The following is a 22,697-nucleotide window of genomic DNA, read 5'->3' as shown; positions in this document are numbered from 1 at the left end:
TCAGCCGATGTGGTAGCTGTCCCCGTAGACCTTCCAGTCCAGCGGGGTGTTCAGGTCGAGGTTGCCCTTGCGCAGGAAGACCCGCTGCTCGGTGTCTACGCGGCTGGTGTCGCTGTGCGCCTCCTCCTGCTTCATGGCCCACACCCGGGCGTCCAGGAAGGCGTCGAGGTACGTCGTCTCGTTGCCGCCCCGGGCCGGCGGCTGGGCGCTGCGCAGGGCCCGCTTGCGGATGTTGCGGAAGCTGGTGGGGTCGTCGCCGTCGCCGTGCATGACGAGGGCGTCGTAGTAGACGAACTGGCCCAGCGCGCGCAGTCCGTCCGTCCTGCCCTGGGCGACGGCGGGGTTGAAGTAGACGCGGTCGCGTTCGTCGTTCTGGGCCTGCTGGAAGACGGTGTCCTGGGCGGCCTTGCGCCAGTCCCCGGGGTAGCCCGGGTCGAGGCCCTCGTGCGAGTCGGTGCCGTCGACCCTGCGCAGGGCGGGCAGGTACTTGGCGAGGACGTTGCCGGGCTTGCGGTCGGTGTAGAGCTGGACGAGGTCGAGCATGTCGCCGGTGCCGGAGCAGAAGCCGATGATGCCGGCGGTGTAGCCGCGGCCGTCGCCGATGTCCTCGATGTACTTGTACTGGGCCTTCCAGTCGAGCGAGGAGTTCTCCGCGCTCGACACCAGCTTCATCGCGATCTCCTTCTTCGCCGGGTCGTCCAGGCCCGGGGCGGCGGCCGAGGCCGTGCCGGCCCGGGAGACGCCGAGCAGGACGCCGGTGCCTACGGCGCCGAGCGCGGCGACGACGGCCCGGCGGGAGAATCGGGCGGAGGCTGCTGTCTCGCGGTCTGCGTACACCACAGGGTGCTCCAAAGGGAGTGGGGGGTGGGAGTCGGTCCGTGCCGCTTACTGGTAGGAAAGTTTCCTATCAAAGGCGGCCCGGGCCGGTAACCCGGCAGGCGAGAAGTTCGTACGATCGAACAAGCCCCGGTGCGGGCCGGCTCAGCCGCCCCGCACCCGCTCCCGCTCCCGCTCCTCCGTGAGGGCGTACAGCTCCTTCGACGTGGAGATCAGCTCGCGCATCTCCTCCCGCGAACCGACCATCGGCTGCGAGCCCTTGAGCGGGACCTGGGCGCTCTCGGGCAGGAACCGCACGGTGACCAGGCCGATGACACCGGCCAGCATCAGGTAGTACGCGGGCATGAGGTCGTTCCCGGTGCCGTCGACCAGTGCGGCGGTGACCAGCGGGGTGGTGCCCCCGAACGCGGCGACGGCGAAGTTGAAGCCGATGCCCATGGCCGCGTAGCGCACGGCGGTCGGGAACAAGGCGGGCAGGGTGGCCGCGCTGGGCGCGGCGAAGCAGGCCAGCAGGGTGGCCAGGAGCAGCACCCCGAGGACCGGCGGCCAGGTGCCGTCCGCCTTGATCAGCAGGAAGGCGGGGACGGCGAGCACGATCATCGCCGCGGCGGCGACGGCGTAGAGCGGCCGCCGGCCCACGCGGTCGCTCAGCCGGCCGAGGAAGGTGATCAGGACGACGATCCACAGCATGCCGACGAGGACCAGGAGGTCCGCCGAGCCGCTGGAGCGGTGCAGGGTCTCGGTCTGATAGGTCGGCAGATAGCCGGTGACCATGTAGTTGGTGACGTTGTAGAGCAGGACCAGGCCCGTGCAGACGAGCAGGGCCGGCCAGTGGTTGCGGACGATGTCCTTGAACTCGCTGCCCGCCGACTCCTGCGCCAGGGCCTTCTCGTGGTCGTCCAGCTGCTGCTGGAAGGCCGGGGACTCCTCCAGCTTCATCCGCATGTACAGGCCGATCACGCCGAGCGGTCCGGCGATCAGGAACGGCACGCGCCAGCCCCAGGAGAGCATCTGGGCGTCCGTCAGGGCCAGGTTCAGCGCGGTGACCAGCGCGGAGCCGAGGGCGTAACCGACGAAGGTGCCGAAGTCGAGCCAGCTGGAGAGGAAACCGCGCCGGCGGTCCGGAGAGTACTCGGCGACGAAGGTGGTCGCCCCGCCGTACTCGCCGCCGGTGGAGAAGCCCTGGACCATGCGGGCCAGCAGGAGCAGCACCGGGGCGGCGATGCCGATGGTGGCGTAGCCGGGGATGACACCGATGGCGAAGGTGCCCAGCGCCATCATGATCATGGTGGTGGCGAGCACCTTCTGCCGGCCGATCCGGTCGCCGAGCGGCCCGAAGACCAGCCCGCCGAGGGGCCGTACGACGAAGGCGGCGGCGAAGGTCGCGAACGAGGAGATGACCTGGGCGGCCGGCGAGGCCCCGGGGAAGAACACCTTCCCGATGGTGGCGGCGAGGTAGCTGTAGACGCCGAAGTCGAACCATTCCATGCAGTTGCCGAGCGCGGAGGCGCCGACGGCCCGCCGCAGCAACGGAGGCTCGACGACCTGGACGTCGTCCGCACTGAAGGCCCGCCGGTTGCGGCGGAGCCTGCGGGTCAGCTCCTCCCTCACCTGCTGCGGAAGCCCAGCCACCCGCTTGGGGACCCGCGGCCTGCTCCGGGCCTGCCGCTGTGCCTCTCCTCCGGCCTGCTCTTGTCCACCGGGGCTCGCAACGCTCACGAGCGCCTCCTTCTGTCGCACCGTTGATCACCGCCTGCCCCGGCGGTCGATTAAGAAACGGAACCGCTCAATCCCATCCGGGACGGCGGTTGGACTTGCGCGGCGGCGGGGAGCAGGGTGGACGGGCCCGTGCGCACCCGCAGGGCATCCCCTACGGCACCACCCGGAGAACACCCGATGACGTACGCCGCCGACCCCGCTCGCTACGACGGCACCATGCGCTACCGGCGCACGGGCCGTTCCGGACTGGACCTGCCGGTCCTGTCCCTGGGCTACTGGCACAACTTCGGCGACGACCGCCCCTTCGAGACCCAGCGCGAGATCGCGCTGCGCGCCTTCGACCTCGGGATCACCCACCACGACCTGGCCAACAACTACGGCCCGCCGTACGGCGCGGCGGAGCTGAACTTCGGGCGGCTGCTGAAGAAGGACCTGGCGCCCTACCGGGACGAGCTGGTGGTCTCCACCAAGGCCGGCTGGGACATGTGGCCCGGCCCGTACGGGCAGGGCGGCGGCTCCCGCAAGTACCTGCTGGCCTCGCTGGACCAGTCGCTCGCCCGGACGGGGCTGGACTACGTCGACATCTTCTACTCCCACCGGCTGGACGCGAGCACGCCGCTGGAGGAGACCATGGGCGCGCTCGACACGGCCGTCCGCCAGGGCAAGGCCCTGTACGTCGGCATCTCCTCCTACGACGCCGAGCGCACCCGGCAGGCCGCCGCCATCCTGCGCGACCTCGGCACCCCGCTGCTGATCCACCAGCCGTCGTACAGCATGCTCAACCGCTGGATCGAGACCGACGGCCTGCTCGACGCCGCCCGGGACGAGGGCTTCGGGGTCATCGGCTTCACGGCGCTCGCCCAGGGGCTGCTCACCGGGCGCTACCTGGACGGCGTCCCGCAGGACTCGCGGGCCGCGCGGGGGACCTCCCTGGACGCCTCCTGGCTGACGGACGACCTGCGCGGCCGGCTGCGCGCCCTGAACGACATCGCCGCCCGGCGCGGGCAGACCCTGGCCCAGCTGGCGCTGGCCTGGGCACTGCGGGACGAGCGGGTGACCTCGCTCGTCATCGGCGCCTCCCGGGTCGGGCAGCTGGAGCAGAACGTCGCCGCGCTGGACCACCTCGACTTCACCGACGAGGAGCTGGCCGAGATCGACCGGTACGCCACCGAGGGCGGCGTGGACCTGTGGCGGGACGCCCGGCTGGGGAAGCTCGACTAGACCCGGAGCAGCACGCGGGAACGACGCGGAGATTGATGCGGGGAATGTGACCCAGGTCACAGACGTAGGGGAAAAGTAGGACATAATGGAAGTCGTTCGGACACCGTTGTCATCCCCCCGTCGCGACACCTGCGCACTTCAAGGAGCCGCTCACCGCATGGCGTACGGAGCCCACCGCAGTCCCCTGCTGCCGCCCCACCCCGACCTGACCCTCGCCCGCGACTGCGAGCAGTGCCTCGGCTGGGGCACCGTCGTCACCCGCGACGGCGACCACGAGCTGTGCCACGTCTGCCAGCCCGACCCCGCCGACGGCGAGGGCCCGGCAGCCTCCGGTTCGTAGCGGCGCACCCCTGCCCCCCGCCCTTCCATGGCCGATCATCCGTCAGGGTAGGGTTTGAATAAAAGTTTCACCAAGAAACATTCAAGCCCGGGCAGGGGGGCAGCCATGACCGCCGCACGCACCAGCAGGACACCGTTGCCGGGCATCGGCGTCCGGTACGACCTGACGACCCGGGAACACCGCCACCTGTCGGTGGTCGCCCACCGGGACGGCTCGCGCACGCTCAGCGCCTACCGGCGCGACGATCCGGACGCCTGCGCGCTGTCGGTCCACCTCACCGGACCCGAGGCGGAGGCCCTGGTCGACGCCCTGAAGCCGACCCACCACAGCCCCACCCTGCTCTCCACGACCGAGCTGGGCCTCGTGGCCGAGCGGATCGAGCTGTCCGCGGTCTCGCACTGGAACGGACGGCTGCTCGGCGACACCCGGATGCGCACCGAGACCGGCGTGTCCATCGTGGCCGTGCTGCGCCGAGCCGAGGCGATCCCCTCCCCCGGCCCCGGCTTCCGGCTGGCCGGCGGGGACACGCTGATCGTCATCGGCACCCGCGAGGGTGTCGACGCCGCCGCCGCGATACTCGACCGGGAGTGATCCGGATGCACTCCTCCGCGGTCTTCCTGATCGAGTTCGGCGCGATCATCCTGGCTCTCGGCCTGCTGGGCCGGCTCGCCGCCCGCCTGCGCTTCTCCCCCATCCCGCTCTACCTGCTGGCCGGACTGGCCTTCGGCGAGGGCGGCCTGCTGCCGCTCGGCGCCAGCGAGGAGTTCGTCGCCGTCGGCGCCGAGATCGGCGTGGTCCTGCTGCTGCTCATGCTGGGCCTGGAGTACACGGCCGGCGATCTGGTCTCCAACCTGAAGACCCAGTACCCGGCCGGCCTCGTCGACGCCACCCTCAACGCCCTGCCCGGCGCCGCCATGGCGCTGCTGCTGGGCTGGGGCCCGATCGCCGCCGTCGTACTGGCCGGCATCACCTGGATCTCCTCCTCCGGCGTCATCGCCAAGGTCCTCGGCGACCTGGGCCGGATCGGCAACCGGGAGACGCCGGTCATCCTCAGCATCCTGGTGCTGGAGGACCTGTCCATGGCCGTCTACCTGCCCGTGGTCACCGCCCTGCTGGCCGGGACCGGCTTCGCCGCCGGCAGCGTCACGCTGGCCATCGCGCTCGGCGTGGCGAGCCTGGTGCTGGTGGTGGCGGTGCGCTACGGCCGGCACATCTCCCGGTTCGTCTCCACCGACGACCCCGAGAAGCTGCTGCTGGTGGTGCTCGGGCTGACGCTGGTGGTGGCCGGTGTCGCCCAGCAGCTCCAGGTCTCGGCCGCGGTCGGCGCGTTCCTGGTGGGCATCGCCCTGTCCGGGGAGGTCGCCGAGGGCGCCCACCACCTCCTCGCCCCGCTGCGCGACCTGTTCGCGGCGGTGTTCTTCGTCTTCTTCGGCCTGCACACGGATCCCGCGAGCATCCCGCCGGTACTGCTGCCGGCGCTCGCCCTGGCCGTCGTCACCACCCTCACGAAGATCGCCACCGGCTACTGGGCGGCCCGCCGTGCGGGTATCTCGGCCCGGGGCCGGTGGCGCGCCGGCGGCACCCTGGTCGCCCGCGGCGAGTTCTCCATCGTCATCGCGGGGCTCGCCGTCACCTCCGGCATCGACTCCGACCTCGGCCCGCTGGCCACCGCCTACGTGCTGCTCCTGGTCGTGGTCGGCCCGCTGACCGCCCGGTTCACCGAGCCGCTCGCCCGGCGGCTGACCGGCCGCCGGGACCGCCGTACGACGGCGGCGGCCGGGACCGGACCGGACGCCGTCACACCCGACCAGACCCCCGCCGCCCGGTCCTGACCAGGCCCCCGCCGCCCGCTCCGGACCGCCGCCGTCGTACCGTGGGGGCATGTCCCCACCCCTCCCGGGACCGCTGGCGCACCTGGCCCCGCTGCTCGGCCACTACGGCTACTGGGCCGTGGGAGCCGTGATCTTCGTGGAGGACTTCGGCGTCCCGGCGCCCGGCGAGACGATCCTGCTCGCCGCGGGGGTGTACGCCGGGGCCGGCCGGCTGAACATCGTGGCCGTGGCCTGCATCGCCTTCCTCGCGGCCGTCGCCGGGGACAACGTCGGCTACCTGATCGGCCGGGCCGGCGGACGGGCCTTCGTGCACCGCTGGGGCCGGTACGTCTTCCTGACCCCGAAGCGGTTCGAGGCCGCCGAGCAGTTCTTCGCCCGGCACGGCGGCAAGATCGTGACGGTGGCCCGGTTCGTCGAGGGCCTGCGCCAGGCCAACGGCATCATCGCGGGCACGACCGGCATGCGCTGGCGCCGCTTCCTCGCCTTCAACGCCCTCGGCGCGGCCCTGTGGGTCGGCCTGTGGACGACCCTGGCCTACCTCGCGGGCAGCCACATCACCGCGGTCTACGACGAGATCAGGCGCTACCAGCCGTACGTCCTGCCGGCCGTCGGCCTCGCCGTCGCGGCGTTCGTCGCACGGCACCTCGTACGGCGGCGCCACCGGCGCTGAGCGGACAGCCGGCGCGCACAGCGGCGGGCCCCGGCCGGAGCCGGGGCCCGTTCCGCCTCACCGGGTGCCGCGTCTACCAGCGGTACCAGCGGCCGCGCCGGCCTCCGCCGCCCGCCGGGCGGACGAAGAAGCCCACCAGCCACACCACGAGCACGATGATCGCGATCCACCACAGCGCCTTCAGGGCGAAGCCCGCGCCGAAGAGGATCAGGGCCAGCAGGAGAACCAACAGCAAGGGAACCATGTGCACGCACCTCCGCAACGGCGGGTTCCCCGGAATCGCGCGGACAGCCGCCGGCATTTCCGCCCGGCCCGGATCCGGATCCGGGGTTTGGACCACGGCGGAGCGGCAATTCGGATGTCGACCACAGACCGCTTCGACGTGGGGATGTGACACGCCATGGCTGGCAGCAAGAAGGCGAAGGGCAAGACCGAGCAGGCCAAGGGCCGGCTCAAGGAAGCCGCGGGCCGCGCCGTCGGGAACGAGCGCCTGGAGGCCGAGGGCCGTATGGAGGGCGCCGCCGGCGACGCCCGGCAGGCCAAGGAGAAGGCCAAGGACGTCTTCAAGCACTGAAACGCCCGCCCGCACCGAGGCGTGGCCGATTCCGGCCGTGGAACGGGCCCGGAAACCAGCGTCCGCTGGTTTCCGGGCCCGTTCCGTCGTGTGTCCGGGCTCTCCGGTCCGTCGGTGCACGGCCGCCGCGCCGCCGACCGCCCCCAGCAGGCGTTCGTACGCATCAGGAGGATTCCGCGCGAACTTCCCCTTGACCCGCGGCCCAGTGGGTAGCCGACCAGGGACGGTACGACCCCCTGTGCACAGGAAGGGCCCCTGACCCCAGAGGAAAAGGGCAACTAGGTTATGGACATCTCGCTCAGGACCCACGCGACCACGCAGGACCGCCCCACGTCCCTGCGCTACAGCCGCACCTGGGCCGCCGGCGTCTCCGCCATCGCCGAGGCCAGAGACGCCGTCGCCGCCCTGCTGGACCGGGCGCGGCCCCTGCCCGGGCGCCGGCCGGTGCAGGATGCCCAGCTCGTCGTGAGCGAACTGGTCACCAACGCGGCCAAGCACGCACCCGGCCCCTGCGCCCTGCGCCTGGAGCTGCTGCCCGACGCGACCGCGCTGCGCATCACCGTCACGGACACCTCCCCCGAGCCGCCGCAGCGCCGCCCGCCGGACCCCCGGCGGGTCGGCGGCCACGGTCTGCACCTCGTGGCGATGCTCTCGCGCGGCCTGGAGGTGACCTGGCTGTCCCGCGGCAAGCGGGTCAGCGCGACCGTGCCGCTCGCCCCCGCGGTCGCCTGACCCGGCCGGGCCGGGCGGCTCAGGCGACCCGGATGCCGACGATGCACGTGTCGTCGTCGGTGTCCGACCTGCTGTAGGTGAGCAGCCGGTCCAGTTGCTGGTCCAGCGTGCTGGGCGCCGCCCGCGCCGTCTCCACCAGATGGGACAGGGACTCCTCCACCGACCGGTCCCGGCGCTCGATGAGGCCGTCGGTGTACATCAGCAGGGTGTCCCCCGCGGCCAGCTGCAGCTCCGTCTCCTCGTAGCCCGCCTCCGGCACGGCGCCGAGGAGCAGCCCCTTGACCGGGGGCAGCGCGCTCGCGTCCGCCTGCCGCACCAGGACCGGCGGCAGGTGGCCCGCCCGCGCCCAGCGCAGGGTGCGCCGCTCGCCGTCGTACAGGCCGCACACCGCGGTCGCGGTGACGGCTCCGGTCAGGTGGTGGGCGACGATGTTCAGCCAGGACAGCAGCTGTGCCGGGCCGGCGCCGGTCACCGCGAGGCCGCGCAGCGCGTTGCGCAGGACGACCATGCTGGTCGCCGCCTCTATGCCGTGCCCGGCGACGTCGCCGACGCACAGCAGGACCAGTCCGGAGGGCAGCACCACGGCGTCGTACCAGTCGCCGCCGACCAGGTGCTCGGTCTCGGCGGGCCGGTAGCGCACCGCCACCTGCAGGCCGGGCACCCGCAGCGGGGCCTGGGCCGGGGGCATGATGGCGTGCTGGAGCTGGAGCGCCAGCCGGTTGCGTTCCACGGCCTGCTGCTCGGTGTGGGCGAGCTGGTCGCGGGTGGCGGCCAGGGCGACCTCGGTCCAGTGCTGGGCGGAGATGTCCTGGTAGGCGCCGCGTACCCCGAAGAGCTGGCCGTCGGTGTCGAGGACGGGTTCCGCGACCACGCGGGTGTGCCGCGTCACCCCGTCCGGGCGCAGCAGCCGGAAGGCCGCCGAGGCGGGCCGGCGGTGGTGCAGCAGGGTGCGCAGGAAGCGGCCCAGGGTGACGGAGTCGTCGGGGTGGGCGTGGGCCGGCAGGTCGTGCAGGGCCACCGGCGGGCTGGTGGGCGGGCGGCCGTACAGGCTGAACAGCTGGCCGTTCCAGGTGATCTCCCCGGTGAGCAGATTCTCCTCGAAGCCGCCGATCCGGCCGAGCCGCTGGGCGTGCTGGAGCAGGCTGGCCAGGCGTGCCGTCTCGTCCTCGATGCGCCAGATCAGCAGGACGCTGGAGCCGTGCCGGCTGACGCTGATGTCGGCGACGGCGGACAGCGGCACCTGGTCCACCAGGGCGGTCAGCCGCATCCGGTGGGCGCGGAACGGCTCGCCGGTGGCGTAGACCCGCTCGACGCGCTGGAACAGCTCGCTGTCGCCGGCGGCCATCGGGTAGGCCTCCAGCAGCAGGGCGCCGCCCACGACGGCCCGCGGCCGGCCCGCCGGGTCCAGGAAGCGGTTGTTGACGTGCTGGATGCGGAAGTCGACCAGCTGTCCGGTGTCGTCGAGGTGCGGCACGAGCACCAGCGCCGGGTCGTGCAGCCCGTCCGCGAGGTCCATCAGCTCGACCACGTCGGGCAGCAGCCCGGGTTCCGGTGCGGTGCCGGCGGGCGGCGCGAAGGTCTCCAGGGTGTGCGCGCACAGCTCGGCGAGGGCCTCCACCTGCCGCAGGACCGGGCGCGGCAGCGGGGCCTCCGGCTTGGGCCAGGCGATCTCCAGCACACCGTGGATCCGGCCGCCCGTCCCGGCGGGCAGGGCGATGCGGGCGCCGTCGGCGTACTCGCGCCGGCCGAGCGTGGGCAGCCCGGACTCGGCGAGCGAGGGCAGCCACTGGCCGTCGGGTTCGGTCAGTCCGCGCCGGGCCACCGTGGCGACGTCGGGCGGGACGTAACGCCAGCGCGCCGCCTCGCCCGGCGGGAAACCGGCGCTTCCGGCGAGGGACAGCGAGCCGTCCGGGCCGGCCGCCCAGATGGCCACGGCGACCGCGCCCAGCGGGCGCAGGGCGTGTTCCAGCAGCGAGTCGGCCATGGCCTGGGTGTCGTGCGCGGCGGCCAGGACACCGCTCTCCGCGGCGCGCAGACGTACCGCGGCGGACTCGGTGACCGTTCCGGTCGGGTCCGCCGTGGCGGACAGGAACGCCTGGGTGACTTCCGCGACGCGGTCCCGGGCCGCCTGGTTGATGACCTCGACCGCGAACTCCAGCGGGGTCACCTGCGCCTGGTCGGTCAGTTCGGCGAGCTGGCGGGCGGCCTGGGCGGGGCCGCAGCCGAGGCGCTCGACCAGGATGCCCTTGGCCAGTTCGATGAGCGCCCGGCCCTCGGCCTCGGCCTGCGCCGCCCGGACCTCGCTGCGCAGCCGTTCGACGGTGGCGGCGAGCCGGCCCACCGAGGTGGTGGCGGGCACGTCGGACGGTGCCGCCGCCTCGGCGGCGGTGCGTCGGGCGGGCACGCCGACCGGCGTGCCCGGTTCATGGGTGGTCACCGGGTCGGTACTCCTCGGCCTGCGAAGGGGCGGGCGCGCTGTGCCGGGCTCATACGGGGAGCCAGCGCCGGACACAGGCGATGAGGGCGTGGGTGTCTACGGGCTTGGTGACGTAGTCACTGGCCCCGGAGGCAAGACTCTTCTCCCGGTCGCCCTGCATCGCCTTGGCGGTCACGGCGATGATCGGCAGATCGGCGTACTGCGGCAGCTTGCGGATCTCGGCGGTGGCCGTGTAGCCGTCCATCTCGGGCATCATCACGTCCATGAGGACGAGTTCGACGTCCGGGTTGTTCACCAGGGTGTCGATGCCCCTGCGTCCGTTCTCGGCGTGCAGGACGCGGAAGCCGTGCAGTTCGAGGATGCCGCTGAGCGCGAACAGGTTCCGGGCGTCGTCGTCCACGACGAGGACGGTACGGCCCCGGGTGTGCTCGTCGACCGGCTGGGGCGCGGCGAGGTGGGGTTCGTCGGCGCGGACCAGGGTGAGCACTTCGCCGGGTTCCTCGGCGGCCAGGTGCAGCGCGATCCGCTCGCGCAGCTCGTCCAGGCTGTAGAGGTACTCCGGCGAGCCGCCCGCGATGTCCCCGGCGAGGGGCTCGGTGCGGTGCGAGACGTGCACCAGCACCGGGACGCCGGCCAGGGCCGAGTCGCCGTGCAGGGCCTCCAGGAAGCGGGCCGACTCCCCGTCCGGCTCGCCGAGTTCCACGACGACGCAGTGGCAGGGCTCGGAGGCGAGGGCGCCGGCCGCCTCCTGGGCGCCGACCGCGGTGATGATGTCGACGGGCATGCCGACGTTGTCGGCGCGGCCGTGTTCCAGGTCCTTGACCACGCTCTCGGCGACCAGGGTCAGCAGCCCGCGCGGGCGTTCCTCCACGACGAGCAGGCGGCGGGCGCGCTGCCGGCCGCCGGCCGCCGGCCGTCCCTCGGTGAGGGCCGGTGCGGACGTGCCGTCGGTGCGTTCCTCGTCGGCCGACGGGCCGGGGAGGGCACCGCGCGGGTGGTCGCCGAAGTCCGGCCGGGCCACCGGCAGGAAGAGGGTGAAGGTGCTGCCCTTGCCGGGGGTGCTGTCGACGGTGACGGCGCCGCCGAGCAGGTGCGCCATCTCCCGGGTGATGGACAGGCCGAGCCCGGTGCCGCCGTACTTGCGGCTCATGGTGCCGTCGGCCTGCTGGAAAGCGCCGAAGATGCTCTCCAGCTGCTGTTCGGGGATGCCGATGCCGGTGTCCTTGACACGGAAGGCGACGATCGCGCTGCCCCGCACCACGCTGTCGGGCACCTCGCCGTCGGCCGCGGGTTCGACGCGCAGCTCGACACTGCCCTGCTCGGTGAACTTCACCGCGTTGGAGAGCAGGTTGCGCAGGATCTGCCGGAGCCGGGAGTCGTCGGTCAGCAGGTCGGCGGGGGCGCCGGCGGCCGTGGTGACGGCGAACTCCAGGCTCTTCTGCGAGGTCATCGGCCGGAAGGTGGCCTCGACGTAGTCGATCAGCTGTCGCAGCGGGACGCGTTCCGGCGTGACGTCCATCTTGCCGGCCTCGACCTTGGACAGGTCGAGGATGTCGTTGATGAGCTGGAGCAGGTCGGAGCCGGCCGAGTGGATGATGCCCGCGTACTCGACCTGCTTGGGGGTGAGGTTGCGGGAGGGGTTCTGGGCCAGCAGCTGGGCGAGGATGAGCAGGCTGTTGAGCGGGGTGCGCAGCTCGTGGCTCATGTTGGCGAGGAACTCGGACTTGTACTTGGAGGCCAGCGACAGCTGCTGGGCGCGTGCCTCCAGTTCCTGCCGGGCCTGCTCGATCTGGAGGTTCTTCGCCTCGATGTCCCGGTTCTGCTCGGCCAGCAGCGAGGCCTTCTCCTCCAGTTCGGCGTTGGAGCTCTGCAGTTCCTCCTGGCGGGCCTGCAACTCGGCCGAGCGGGACTGCAGTTCGCTGGTCAGCCGCTGCGATTCCTCCAGCAGCTCGTCGGTGCGGGCGTTGGCGACGATGGTGTTGACGTTCACCCCGATGGTGTCCACCAGCTGCTGGAGGAAGTCCCGCTGGACGGTGGTGAAGGGGCTGACGGAGGCCAGCTCGATCACGCCGAGGACCTGCTCCTCGAAGACGATGGGCAGCAGCAGCAGCGCGGTGGGCTCGATGTGTCCGAGCCCGGAGGAGATGGTGACGTATCCGGCCGGCAGCTTGTCCACGGCGATGGTGCGGCGGCTGCGGGCGGCCTGGCCGACCAGCGAGCGGCCGAACGGGATGCGGACGGGCCGGGTGTCCTCCTCGGGCCGGCCGTAGGAGCCGACGAGCCGCAGCTCGGGTCCGGAGGCGCGCTCCTCGGCGAGGTAGAAGGCGCCGTACTGGGCGGACACCTGCGGCACCAGCTCGTCCATGATGAGCTCGGCGACGACCGGCAGGTCGCGGTGGCCCTGCATGAGGCCGGAGATCCGGGCGAGGTTGGTCTTGAGCCAGTCCTGTTCCTGGTTGGCCCGGGTGGTCTCGCGCAGCGACTCCACCATCGAGTTGATGTTGTCCTTGAGGTCGGCGACCTCGCCGGAGGCGTCGACGGTGATCGACCGGGTCAGATCGCCCTCGGCGACCGCGCTGGCCACGTCGGCGATGGCACGCACCTGCCGGGTCAGGTTCCCGGCGAGTTCGTTGACGTTCTCGGTGAGCCGCTTCCAGGTGCCGGAGACCCCCTCGACCTCCGCCTGACCGCCGAGTCTGCCCTCGGTGCCCACCTCACGGGCCACGCGGGTCACCTCGTCCGCGAACGCGGACAGCTGGTCCACCATCGTGTTGATGGTGGTCTTCAGCTCCAGGATCTCCCCGCGGGCGTCGACGTCGATCTTCTTCGACAGGTCACCCTTGGCCACGGCCGTGGTCACGAGCGCGATGTTGCGCACCTGACCGGTGAGGTTGTTGGCCATGGAGTTGACGTTGTCGGTGAGGTCCTTCCAGGTGCCGGCCACGTGGGGCACGTGCGCCTGACCGCCGAGCCGGCCCTCGGTGCCGACCTCGCGGGCCACGCGGGTCACCTCGTCGGCGAACGCGGAGAGCGTGTCGACCATGGTGTTGATGACGTCGGCGAGGGCGGCGACCTCGCCCTTGGCCTCGACGGTGATCTTCTGGGAGAGGTCGCCCTTGGCCACGGCGGTGGCGACCTGGGCGATGGAGCGGACCTGGCCGGTGAGGTTGGAGGCCATCACGTTGACGTTGTCGGTGAGGTCCTTCCAGGTGCCGGCGACCCCGCGCACCTGCGCCTGACCGCCGAGCCGGCCCTCGGTACCGACCTCGCGGGCCACTCGGGTCACCTCGTCCGCGAACGCGGACAGCTGGTCCACCATCGTGTTGATGGTGTTCTTCAGCTCCAGGATCTCCCCGCGCGCGTCCACCGTGATCTTCTGCGACAGGTCACCCTGCGCCACCGCGGTGGCCACCTGGGCCACATTGCGCACCTGGGCCGTCAGGTTCCCGCCCATGAAGTTCACCGAGTCCGTCAGGTCCCGCCAGGTGCCCTTGACACCCTTGACGTCCGCCTGACCGCCGAGCCGGCCCTCGGTACCCACCTCCCGGGCCACTCGGGTCACCTCGTCCGCGAACGCGGACAGCTGGTCCACCATCGTGTTGATGGTGCTCTTCAGCTCCAGGATCTCCCCGCGCGCGTCCACCGTGATCTTCTGCGACAGGTCACCCTGCGCCACCGCGGTCGTGACCTGGGCCACATTGCGCACCTGGGCCGTCAGGTTCCCGGCCATGAAGTTCACCGAGTCCGTCAGGTCCCGCCAGACCCCGGCGACCCCCGGCACCTGGGCCTGACCGCCGAGCCGGCCCTCGGTGCCGACCTCGCGGGCCACTCGGGTCACCTCGTCGGCGAACGCCGACAGCTGGTCCACCATCGTGTTGACGGTTTCCTTCAGCTGGAGGATCTCGCCCCGCGCGGGCACGTCGATCTTCTGGGACAGGTCGCCCTTGGCCACGGCGGTGGCGACCTGCGCGATGTCGCGGACCTGGGTGGTCAGGTTGCCCGCCATCGCGTTGACGGAGTCCGTCAGGTCGGCCCAGGTGCCGGAGACGCCCGGTACCTGCGCCTGTCCGCCGAGGGTGCCCTCGGTGCCGACCTCACGGGCCACCCGGGTCACTTCGGAGGTGAACACGGACAACTGGTCGACCATGCCGTTGAAGACGGTGGCGATGTCGCCCATCAGCCCGCTGGCGTCGTCGGGCAGGCGGGTTCCGAAGTCCCCGTCCCGCACCGCCGTCAGCCCCGCGAGCAGTCTTCTCAGTTCGTGATCACCCGGGACCGTGTCGGTCGTCCCGGTCGCCTTGCCGGCCATGCGCACCCTCGATCCGCTCCCCTAGAGCCCTCACCCCGAGGACTCGGAACCGCGGCCGGGGAGCGTCCTGCAGCCCGGCCGTTGGCGTGTGCATTTCCGCAGTTCACGGATTTGCATGATGAGAAAAATACGCCGCAGGCTAACCCACCTTCGCGGGTAGGACCAAAGGAACCGGCCAACCTCAGGCCGCCGCGAAACTCCGGGGCGACGACAGGTGTGAGGTGCTGCCAGCCGGGTACCCGGAAGGGTTTTGCCAGCGTATTCCGGGTGCCGCTCCGGCCGGATTCCCCCGCGGCGCCCACGACCGCCGCGCAGTCCGCCCAGGCCGGCCAGTCCGGCGGGCTCTCACCGTCCACCACGAACTTCAGCACCACCGGCCCCGGGCCGCCAGTACGCCGGCCCGGACCGAGGGGACCGGCACGGCAGGGCGGGGACGTCCGCGGAGGGCGGGACGAGCGGGTCGCCGTCGGCAGCGCGGCGCTGTGGAGCCACGGGCCCTGCCGCGCCGTCCAGGTCTGACCTCGTGGGGCCGTTCCCGACGTACCACCTCACCGAGCGGGCCTGTCCGGGCTGCAGGCTGCCGACCGGCGGCGGATCCTGGAAGGTGGGACGACCGGCGGAATGCGGCGCAGGGCCGGCGGCGGCTACGAGGAGGCGCACACCCTGCTCTCCCGCGACGAGGCCCACCGCGTCCTCGTCCGGGACCCACCCCGGCCACCGCCTGGGAGAGACGCCGGGACGGGGTCGTGCGGAACGCGCCGGACGAGGTACCCGGGCGGGAACCGGACGAGGTACCCGGGCGGGAAGGCGAGTCATGAGCGAGGAGGCACCGCATGAGCGACGGCGCTGAGGGCCACGGGAACCTCCTGTACGGGCCGCAGCCGGACGTGGCCGGGGCGTCCGGATATCCGGACGCCCCGCCGCGGATGGGATTCTTCACCGACACCTCGGTGTGCATCGGCTGCAAGGCCTGCGAGGTCGCGTGCAAGGAGTGGAACGCCGTACCGGAGGACGGGCTCCTGCTGACCGGCATGTCGTACGACAACACACAGCGCCTGGGCGCCGACACCTGGCGGCACGTCGCCTTCATCGAGCAGCGCAAGCCGCTCGCCGGACAGGAACCCGGGGTGGCGCACGACGACGTGGACGTCTTCGCCGCCGCCTCCCGGCTCGGCACCGGCACCGGCTCCCCGGGGCCGGGCGCCACCGCTCCCCCGCCGGACCGGGCTCCCGAGGGCGCGCCCGCCGGGGAGATCTCGCCCCTGTCCCCCGACGGGCGCACGGAGTTGCGCTGGCTGATGTCGTCCGACGTGTGCAAGCACTGCACGCACGCCGCCTGCCTGGACGTGTGCCCGACGGGTTCGCTGTTCCGCACCGAGTTCGGCACGGTCGTCGTCCAGGAGGACATCTGCAACGGCTGCGGCTACTGCGTGCCCGCCTGCCCGTACGGCGTCATCGACCAGCGCAAGGACGACGGCCGGGTCTGGAAGTGCACGCTGTGCTACGACCGGCTCGGCGTCGGCATGGAACCGGCGTGCGCGAAGTCCTGCCCGACGGACTCCATCCAGTTCGGTCCGCTGGAGGAGCTGCGGGAGCGCGCGCAGGCCCGGGTGGCGCAGCTGCACGCGGCCGGCGTCGCCGACGCGCGCCTGTACGGCGAGAGCCCGGAGGACGGGGTCGGCGGCGACGGCGCGTTCTTCCTGCTGCTGGACGAGCCGGAGGTGTACGGCCTGCCGCCGGACCCGGTGGTCACCACCCGGGACCTGCCCGACATGTGGCGGCACGCGGCACTGGCCGCCGTCTCGCTGGTCGCGCTCGCCGCCGGCAGCTTCGTGCGGAGGCGGCGATGAGCGAGTCCGACGTGACACGGGACGGTGTGCGCGACGCCCGGCCCGACCGGGAGGCGCCGACGGGGGCGCACGCGGGGCGCCGCCGGCGCCGGCGCGGGCGGGGCGAGCAGCCGATGGTCCCGGACGCCGAGTTCTCCTCGTACTACGGCAAGCCGGTCCTCCACAAGCCGACCTGGAAGCCGCTGGACATCGCCGGGTACCTGTACCTGGGCGGGCTGGCCGGGGCCTCCTCGCTGCTGGCGGCGGGGGCCGACGCCACGGGCCGTCCGGCGCTGGGCCGGGTGGCCAAGCTGGGGGCGGCCGGCGCCATCACGCTGTCGCTGGCGGCACTGGTGCACGACCTGGGGCGCCCGGCCCGGTTCCTGAACATGCTCCGGGTGTTCAAGCCGACCTCGCCGATGAGCGTCGGCTCCTGGATCCTGAGCGGGTACGCGCCGCTCACGCTGGCGGCCGCGGCGACCGACGTGGCGGGCCGGTACCGGCTGGTGGGCTCGGCCGCCACGGCGGGCGCCGCGGTGGTCGGGCCGGCCGTGGCGACGTACACCGCGGTACTGCTCTCGGACACGGCGGTGCCGTCCTGGCACGAGGGCTACCGGCAGCTCCCGTTCGTGTTCGCGGGTTCCGCCGCCACCTCGGCCGCCGGCCTCGCCCTCATCGCGGCGCCCACCGCCCAGGCCGGGCCGGCCCGGCGGATGGCGGCGCTGGGAGCCGTGCTGGAACTCGGCTCCTTCCAGGTGATGAAGCGGCGGATGGGGCTGACCGCGGAGCCTTTCGAGCAGGGGAAGCCGCACCGGCTGCTGCGCGCGGCGGAGGCCCTGACGGCGGGCGGTGCCGCCCTGGCCATGCTCTCGGCCCGGCTGCGGGACCGGCGTCCGGCCGTGGCGGCGGGCGCGGCCCTCCTCGCCGGTTCGGCGGCGCTGCGTTTCGGCGTCTTCCACGCCGGGGTGGCCTCCGCGGAGGACCCCCGGTACACCATCGTCCCGCAGCGGGAGCGGCTCCGGGCGCGGGAGCGTTGACGGTGCCGTCCGCCGCACGTGACGTACCGCGCGCCCTCCCGGCGCGCGCGGCCGGCCCCTGACCCGATGCAGATCACGGGCACTCCGTCCGGTCCCTCGGCCGGCACACCGCAGCGGCGGAGTCCCCGGGGCGCCGGCCGCACACCCGCCGGATCCGTTTGCCCGTCCCCGGCGGGGGTACCTCGCCGCCGGGAACGGAGGTGCCGCGCCCACGAGGCTGCGGGACAATCGAGGAGACCGAGCGGGAGGAGGAGCCGTGGGCGTACGAACCTGGATCGATTCCTGGCCCGTCTACCGGCAGCTCACCGGCACGGATCCACTCGGCCGCGGCGCCGCCGCCAAGAGCCGGCACAGCGAACGGCTCACGCCCCGGGTCACCTCGGCCGACCGGGTGGTGAAGTCCGTCTGCCCGTACTGCGCGGTCGGCTGCGGCCAGAACGTGTACGTGGAGGACGAGAAGGTCACCCAGATCGAGGGCGACCCCGACTCCCCGATCTCGCGCGGCCGGCTGTGCCCGAAGGGCGCGGCGAGCCTCCAGCTGACCACCGGTGACGCCCGCGAACACCAAGTCCTCTATCGGCGCCCGCACGGCACAGAGTGGGAGCGGCTGGACCTGGACCGGGCGATGGACATGATCGCCGACCGGGTGATCGCGGCCCGCCGGACCGGCTGGCAGTGGGAGGTCGACGAGACCCGCACCCGGCGCACCCTGGGCATCGCCAGTCTGGGCGGAGCCACCCTCGACAACGAGGAGAACTACCTCCTCAAGAAGCTGTTCACCGCGCTCGGAGCGATCCAGATCGAGAACCAGGCGCGTGTTTGACACTCCTCCACCGTTCCCGGTCTGGGAACCTCGTTCGGACGCGGCGGCGCGACCACCTTCCAGCAGGACCTGCAGAACGCGGACTGCATCGTCATCGAGGGCTCGAACATGGCCGAGTGCCATCCGGTCGGGTTCCAGTGGGTGATGGAGGCCAAGGCGCGGGGCGCGAAGCTGATCCACATCGATCCGCGCTTCACCCGCACCAGCGCGCTCGCCGACCTGCACGTGCCGCTGCGCGCGGGAACGGACATCGCCTTCCTCGGCGGGATCATCAACTTCGTGCTCCGGCATGACAAGTACTTCCGCGACTACATCGTGGCGTACAGCAACGCCCCGATGATCCTGCGGGAGGACTTCCAGGACACCGAGGACCTGGCCGGCGTCTTCTCCGGCCTGGACACCGACAGCCGCTCGTACGACAACAGCAGTTGGCAGTACGAGGGTTCCGAGGTGCAGGCGCCCTCCGGCGAGCGTGACCAGGAGTACGACGAGCGCACCGAGGGCGGCAGCTCGGTGACCGAGGCGGCGCGCGGTGAGGCGCACGGCGCCGGCGGTGCGGTGATCGGCGAGGGCGAGCCGGAGCGGGACGAGACGCTGACCCATCCGCGCTGTGTGTTCCAGGTGCTGAAACGGCACTACGCCCGCTACACGCCGGACATGGTGGAGCGGATCTGCGGGGTGCCGCAGGACGTGTTCCGGCAGGTGTGCGAACTCGTCACGGAGAACTCCGGGCGCGACCGCACGACCGCGTTCGCCTACGCGGTCGGATGGACCCAGCACACGGTGGGCGTGCAGTACATCCGGGCGGCGTCCGTGCTGCAGACCCTGCTCGGCAACATCGGCCGGCCCGGCGGCGGCATCCTCGCGCTGCGCGGGCACGCCTCCATCCAGGGGTCGACCGACATCCCGACCCTGTTCAACCTGCTGCCCGGCTACATCCCGATGCCGCACGCCCACCAGAACGAGGACCTGGACGCCTTCGTGGAGGCCGGGGCCACCCACAAGGGCTACTGGGGCAACATGCGGGCGTACGTGGTGAGCCTGCTCAAGGCGTACTGGGGTGACGCGGCGACGGCGGAGAACGACTTCTGCTTCGACTACCTGCCGCGGCTCACCGGCTCGCACTCGACGTACGAGACGACGATGGCCCAGCTGGAGGGTACCTGCAAGGGTTACTTCCTCATCGGCGAGAACCCGGCCGTGGGCAACGCCAACTCCAGGCTGATGCGGCTCGGCATGGCCAACCTGGACTGGCTGGTCGTCCGGGACTTCTCCCTGATCGAGTCGGCGACCTGGTGGAAGGACGGCCCGGAGATCGAGACCGGGGAGCTGCGCACGGAGGACATCGGCACCGAGGTGTTCTTCCTGCCGGCCGCCGCGCACACCGAGAAGGACGGCAGCTTCACCAACACCCAGCGGCTGCTCCAGTGGCACCACCAGGCGGTCGAGCCGCCCGGCGAGGCCCGCAGCGACCTGTGGTTCGCCTACCACCTCGGGCGGATCATCCGGCGCAAGCTCGCCGGGTCCGGTGACGAGATGGACCGCCCGGTGCTCGACCTGGCCTGGGACTATCCGACGAAGGGCCGGCTCGCCGAGCCGGACGCGGAGGCCGTCCTGGCCGAGATCAACGGCCGTGACGCCGAGGGGAATCCGCTCTCCTCGTACGAGGAGCTGGCGGCGGACGGCTCGACGTCCTGCGGCTGCTGGATCTACTGCGGTGTCTACGCCGACGGCGTCAACCAGGCGGCCCGCCGCAAGCCGGGCCGGGAGCAGGACTGGGTGGCGGCCGAGTGGGCGTGGGCCTGGCCGGCCAACCGGCGGATCCTGTACAACCGGGCCTCGGCCGACCCCGAGGGCAGGCCGTGGAGCGAGCGCAAGGCGCTGGTGTGGTGGGACCCGGACAAGGGCGAGCAGGGCGAGTGGACCGGGCACGACGTCCCCGACTTCAAGAAGGACAAGGCGCCGGACCACGAGCCGCCCGAGGACGCGTCCGGGCCGGAGGCGCTGTCCGGCACGGACCCGTTCATCATGCAGGCCGACGGCAAGGCCTGGCTGTACGTGCCGTCCGGGCTCACCGACGGGCCGCTGCCGGCGCACTACGAACCGCAGGACTCCCCGTTCCCGAACCTGCTCTACGACCAGCAGCGCAACCCCGTACGGCAGTTGCTGCGGCCGCATCCGGACAACCGCTACCAGCCGAGCGGCGACGAACCCGGCTCCGGGGTGTTCCCGTACGTGGCCACCACCTACCGGCTGACCGAGCACCACACGGCGGGCGGCATGTCCCGCTGGCAGCCGTACCTGGCGGAGCTGCAGCCGGAGTTCTTCTGCGAGGTCTCCCCCGAGCTGGCCGCCGAGCGGGGCCTGGCGCACACCGGGTGGGCGACGATCGTCAGCGCGCGGGGTGTGGTCGAGGCGCGGGTGCTGGTCACCGACCGGATGGCGCCGCTGACCGTGCACGGCCGCCGGCTGCACCAGGTGGGGCTGCCCTACCACTGGGGTCCCAACGGCTACAGCACCGGGGACGCGGCCAACGAACTGCTGCACCTGTCGCTGGACCCGAACACGCACATCCAGGAGTCGAAGGCGTTCGCCGTGGACATCCGCCCGGGACGGCGGCCGCGGGGCCCGGCGGCCGTGCAGCTGGTGCGGGCGTACCGGATCCGGGCGGGCATCGACGAGCACACCGGCACGGAGCCGTGAGCGGCCCTACCTGAGGACGAGGGAGTGGGTGCCGCGCGGCACCAGCTCCCCGATCACCGGCGCGCCGGGTACCTCCCCGGCGACGAGCAGCCCGCCGGAGGTCTGCGCGTCGGCGAGCAGCAGCCGGGTGTCCTCGTCGGTGGTCCCGAAGTCGGTGTGCGGTGCGACCCACTTTAGATTGCGCCGGGTGCCGCCGCTGACGTACCCGTCCCGTACGGCCTCCCGGGCGCCCTCCAGGTACGGGACGGCGGCGGTGTCGACCACGGCGGTCACCCCGGAGGCGCGGGCCAGCTTGTGCAGGTGGCCGAGGAGCCCGAAGCCGGTGACGTCGGTGGCGCATGCGGCGCCGGCGGCCAGCGCGGCCTCGGCGGCCTCCCGGTTGAGGGCGGCCATCGTGGCGACGGCGTGCGCGAACCGCTCGCCGGTGGCCTTGTGCCGGTTGTTCAGGACGCCGGTGCCCAGCGGTTTGGTCAGGGACAGCGGCAGCCCGGCCCGGCCGGCGTCGTTGCGCAGCAGCCGGTCGGGATCGGCGATGCCGGTGACGGCCATGCCGTACTTGGGTTCCGGGTCGTCGACGCTGTGCCCGCCGCCGACGTGGCAGCCGGCCTCGGTGGCGACGTCCAGTCCGCCGCGCAGCACCTCGCGGGCGAGGTCGAACGGGAGCCGGTCGCGGGGCCAGCCGAGCAGGTTGACGGCCAGGACGGGCCGGCCGCCCATCGCGTACACGTCGGACAGGGCGTTGGCGGCGGCGATCCGGCCCCAGTCGTAGGGGTCGTCCACGACCGGGGTGAAGAAGTCGGCCGTGCACACCAGCGCGGTCCCGCGGTGGGTGACCACGGCCGCGTCGTCGCCGGTGGCGAGGCCGACGAGCAGCGGGGTGTCACCGCCCGCGAGCGGCGGTGCGGTCAGCCCGGCGATCACCTCCTCCAGCTCCCCGGGCGGGATCTTGCAGGCGCAGCCGCCGCCGTGGGCGAACTGGGTGAGCCGTACGGGCGCCTGACGGCCCGGTGTCGTAGTCATACCTGTGCTCTCCTGGGGCAGTAGCCTGACGAGCGGTGGAGGCGTGTGGGTGCCTGGTGGCCCTCCCGGTCTTCAAAACCGAGGTGCCCGAGGATCTCGGGCAGGCGGGTTCGATTCCCGTCCGCCTCCGTCTTTTACCAGCACGATCAGAATGTTCGGCCTAATACGGATCTGCCGCACCCCTTCGGCTACCCTAATACGCTGTTATGACAAGCACTCGAAGACGCGAGTGCGAGGACGGCAGCGCGATCCACCGGGTGTACGGGGGCAGGGCGGGCACTGCGGCGACCGGCAGAACGAGACTTTCGCCGAAGAGGCCTGCAAGCGCGATATCGGTACCGCTCCTGGTGGGGGCCGCGATCGCGGCCGCGTGGCCCGTCGAGCCCGCAGGGGCCGCTGAAGGCCCGGTGGATCACCGCGCAGAGCCCGACGTAGAGGGGATGCTGCGCGTCGGACGGCCGGCGGGAAGTCTGCGTTGGGCGGCCCTAGGGCCACTTCGGCCATTCGTCGGGTGGTGTGGCCAGGGCAGAAATCCGAGCTTCGGTTTTTCGGCTTCAGCTCGCAGGCGCCTGGATTCTGCTCAGCGCCCAACCGCCGGGCCAATTTGACCGCGC

General features: G+C 72.3%; 16 protein-coding genes and 1 tRNA gene. 11 read left to right on the top strand and 6 right to left on the bottom strand.

Annotated features, from left to right (window positions below; genetic code table 11):
* Entirely contained in the window at positions 1-840 is an 840-nt protein-coding gene (locus tag IG05_RS0108505) for a chitosanase (protein WP_030340621.1), read from the bottom strand.
* Between the two features lie 141 nt (positions 841-981).
* Positions 982-2,556, bottom strand: coding sequence for a glycine betaine/L-proline transporter ProP (gene proP / locus IG05_RS0108500; protein WP_030340619.1), 1,575 nt, complete (start codon positions 2,554-2,556; stop codon positions 982-984).
* Positions 2,557-2,733: 177 nt separating this feature from the next.
* Between proP and mgrA the strand changes: the two genes are divergently transcribed.
* From mgrA to IG05_RS0108475, 5 genes are all read left to right on the top strand, one after another.
* The gene (mgrA, locus tag IG05_RS0108495) at positions 2,734-3,777 is read left to right on the top strand and encodes an L-glyceraldehyde 3-phosphate reductase (RefSeq protein WP_030340617.1); all 1,044 of its coding nucleotides are present in this window, start codon (positions 2,734-2,736) and stop codon (positions 3,775-3,777) included.
* A gap of 157 nt (positions 3,778-3,934) precedes the next feature.
* Positions 3,935-4,117, top strand: a complete 183-nt coding sequence (locus IG05_RS0108490; protein WP_030340616.1) for a hypothetical protein — start codon at positions 3,935-3,937, stop codon at positions 4,115-4,117.
* 105 nt (positions 4,118-4,222) lie between these two features.
* On the top strand, positions 4,223-4,708 hold the full coding sequence (locus IG05_RS0108485; protein WP_030340614.1) for a cation:proton antiporter regulatory subunit: 486 nt from the start codon (positions 4,223-4,225) through the stop codon (positions 4,706-4,708).
* Positions 4,709-4,713: 5 nt separating this feature from the next.
* Positions 4,714-5,949 carry a cation:proton antiporter gene (locus IG05_RS0108480; protein ID WP_030340612.1) on the top strand — a complete coding sequence of 412 codons (1,236 nt, stop codon included), beginning with the start codon at positions 4,714-4,716 and terminating at the stop codon, positions 5,947-5,949.
* Between the two features lie 49 nt (positions 5,950-5,998).
* Positions 5,999-6,619: a DedA family protein gene (locus IG05_RS0108475; protein WP_030340610.1), complete on the top strand. Its 621-nt coding sequence runs from the start codon at positions 5,999-6,001 to the stop codon at positions 6,617-6,619.
* Positions 6,620-6,692: 73 nt separating this feature from the next.
* Here IG05_RS0108475 and IG05_RS0108470 read toward each other — a convergent pair whose 3' ends face one another.
* Positions 6,693-6,863 (bottom strand): hypothetical protein, encoded by a 171-nt coding sequence (locus IG05_RS0108470; protein ID WP_030340608.1) that lies wholly within the window; start codon positions 6,861-6,863, stop codon positions 6,693-6,695.
* 156 nt (positions 6,864-7,019) lie between these two features.
* On the opposite strand from IG05_RS0108470, the gene IG05_RS44790 reads away from it, so the two are divergent.
* Together IG05_RS44790 and IG05_RS0108460 are read left to right on the top strand one after the other, a co-directional pair.
* The gene (locus tag IG05_RS44790; protein ID WP_078893975.1) at positions 7,020-7,193 is read left to right on the top strand and encodes a CsbD family protein; all 174 of its coding nucleotides are present in this window, start codon (positions 7,020-7,022) and stop codon (positions 7,191-7,193) included.
* Between the two features lie 285 nt (positions 7,194-7,478).
* Positions 7,479-7,925, top strand: a complete 447-nt coding sequence (locus IG05_RS0108460) for an ATP-binding protein (RefSeq protein ID WP_030340606.1) — start codon at positions 7,479-7,481, stop codon at positions 7,923-7,925.
* A 19-nt stretch (positions 7,926-7,944) separates the two neighbouring features.
* On the opposite strand, the gene IG05_RS0108455 is transcribed toward IG05_RS0108460, so the two are convergent.
* Together IG05_RS0108455 and IG05_RS0108450 are read right to left on the bottom strand one after the other, a co-directional pair.
* On the bottom strand, positions 7,945-10,362 hold the full coding sequence (locus IG05_RS0108455) for a SpoIIE family protein phosphatase (RefSeq protein ID WP_030340605.1): 2,418 nt from the start codon (positions 10,360-10,362) through the stop codon (positions 7,945-7,947).
* 49 nt (positions 10,363-10,411) lie between these two features.
* Positions 10,412-14,671 (bottom strand): HAMP domain-containing protein, encoded by a 4,260-nt coding sequence (locus IG05_RS0108450; protein ID WP_030340603.1) that lies wholly within the window; start codon positions 14,669-14,671, stop codon positions 10,412-10,414.
* Positions 14,672-15,504: 833 nt separating this feature from the next.
* Between IG05_RS0108450 and IG05_RS0108445 the strand changes: the two genes are divergently transcribed.
* The 3 genes from IG05_RS0108445 (at position 15,505) to fdh (ending at position 21,063) form a co-directional block, all read left to right on the top strand.
* The gene (locus IG05_RS0108445; RefSeq protein ID WP_030340602.1) at positions 15,505-16,521 is read left to right on the top strand and encodes a 4Fe-4S dicluster domain-containing protein; all 1,017 of its coding nucleotides are present in this window, start codon (positions 15,505-15,507) and stop codon (positions 16,519-16,521) included.
* A complete protein-coding gene (gene nrfD / locus IG05_RS0108440) occupies positions 16,518-17,537 on the top strand; it encodes an NrfD/PsrC family molybdoenzyme membrane anchor subunit (protein ID WP_030340600.1) in 1,020 nt (339 codons plus the stop codon). The genes IG05_RS0108445 and nrfD overlap by 4 nt, the downstream gene beginning before the upstream one ends.
* A 256-nt stretch (positions 17,538-17,793) precedes the next feature.
* Entirely contained in the window at positions 17,794-21,063 is a 3,270-nt protein-coding gene (gene fdh / locus IG05_RS0108430; RefSeq protein ID WP_107051320.1) for a formate dehydrogenase, read from the top strand.
* 6 nt (positions 21,064-21,069) lie between these two features.
* On the opposite strand, the gene selD is transcribed toward fdh, so the two are convergent.
* The gene (gene selD / locus IG05_RS0108425; RefSeq protein WP_030340595.1) at positions 21,070-22,083 is read right to left on the bottom strand and encodes a selenide, water dikinase SelD; all 1,014 of its coding nucleotides are present in this window, start codon (positions 22,081-22,083) and stop codon (positions 21,070-21,072) included.
* 37 nt (positions 22,084-22,120) lie between these two features.
* Between selD and IG05_RS47730 the strand changes: the two genes are divergently transcribed.
* Positions 22,121-22,213: transfer RNA gene (locus IG05_RS47730), tRNA-Sec, on the top strand.
* Positions 22,214-22,697 lie beyond the last annotated feature (484 nt).

The sequence above is a fragment of the Streptomyces sp. NRRL S-1022 genome (genome assembly GCF_000720135.1).
GTDB lineage: Bacteria > Actinomycetota > Actinomycetes > Streptomycetales > Streptomycetaceae > Streptomyces.
The sequence above is the reverse complement of the archived record's forward strand: the minus strand, read 5'-3'. Positions and strand labels throughout refer to the sequence as shown.

Excerpts from the sequence above, each read along its gene's own strand:
- IG05_RS0108485 (WP_030340614.1), top strand. The coding sequence starts at position 4,223 with ATGACCGCCGCACGCACCAGCAGGACACCGTTGCCGGGCATCGGCGTC.
- IG05_RS0108460 (WP_030340606.1), top strand. The coding sequence starts at position 7,479 with ATGGACATCTCGCTCAGGACCCACGCGACCACGCAGGACCGCCCCACG.
- IG05_RS0108480 (WP_030340612.1), top strand. The coding sequence starts at position 4,714 with ATGCACTCCTCCGCGGTCTTCCTGATCGAGTTCGGCGCGATCATCCTG.
- IG05_RS0108475 (WP_030340610.1), top strand. The coding sequence starts at position 5,999 with ATGTCCCCACCCCTCCCGGGACCGCTGGCGCACCTGGCCCCGCTGCTC.
- IG05_RS0108470 (WP_030340608.1), bottom strand. The coding sequence starts at position 6,863 with ATGGTTCCCTTGCTGTTGGTTCTCCTGCTGGCCCTGATCCTCTTCGGC.
- IG05_RS0108490 (WP_030340616.1), top strand. The coding sequence starts at position 3,935 with ATGGCGTACGGAGCCCACCGCAGTCCCCTGCTGCCGCCCCACCCCGAC.
- mgrA (WP_030340617.1), top strand. The coding sequence starts at position 2,734 with ATGACGTACGCCGCCGACCCCGCTCGCTACGACGGCACCATGCGCTAC.
- IG05_RS0108445 (WP_030340602.1), top strand. The coding sequence starts at position 15,505 with ATGAGCGACGGCGCTGAGGGCCACGGGAACCTCCTGTACGGGCCGCAG.
- nrfD (WP_030340600.1), top strand. The coding sequence starts at position 16,518 with ATGAGCGAGTCCGACGTGACACGGGACGGTGTGCGCGACGCCCGGCCC.
- IG05_RS0108450 (WP_030340603.1), bottom strand. The coding sequence starts at position 14,671 with ATGGCCGGCAAGGCGACCGGGACGACCGACACGGTCCCGGGTGATCAC.
- IG05_RS44790 (WP_078893975.1), top strand. The coding sequence starts at position 7,020 with ATGGCTGGCAGCAAGAAGGCGAAGGGCAAGACCGAGCAGGCCAAGGGC.
- selD (WP_030340595.1), bottom strand. The coding sequence starts at position 22,083 with ATGACTACGACACCGGGCCGTCAGGCGCCCGTACGGCTCACCCAGTTC.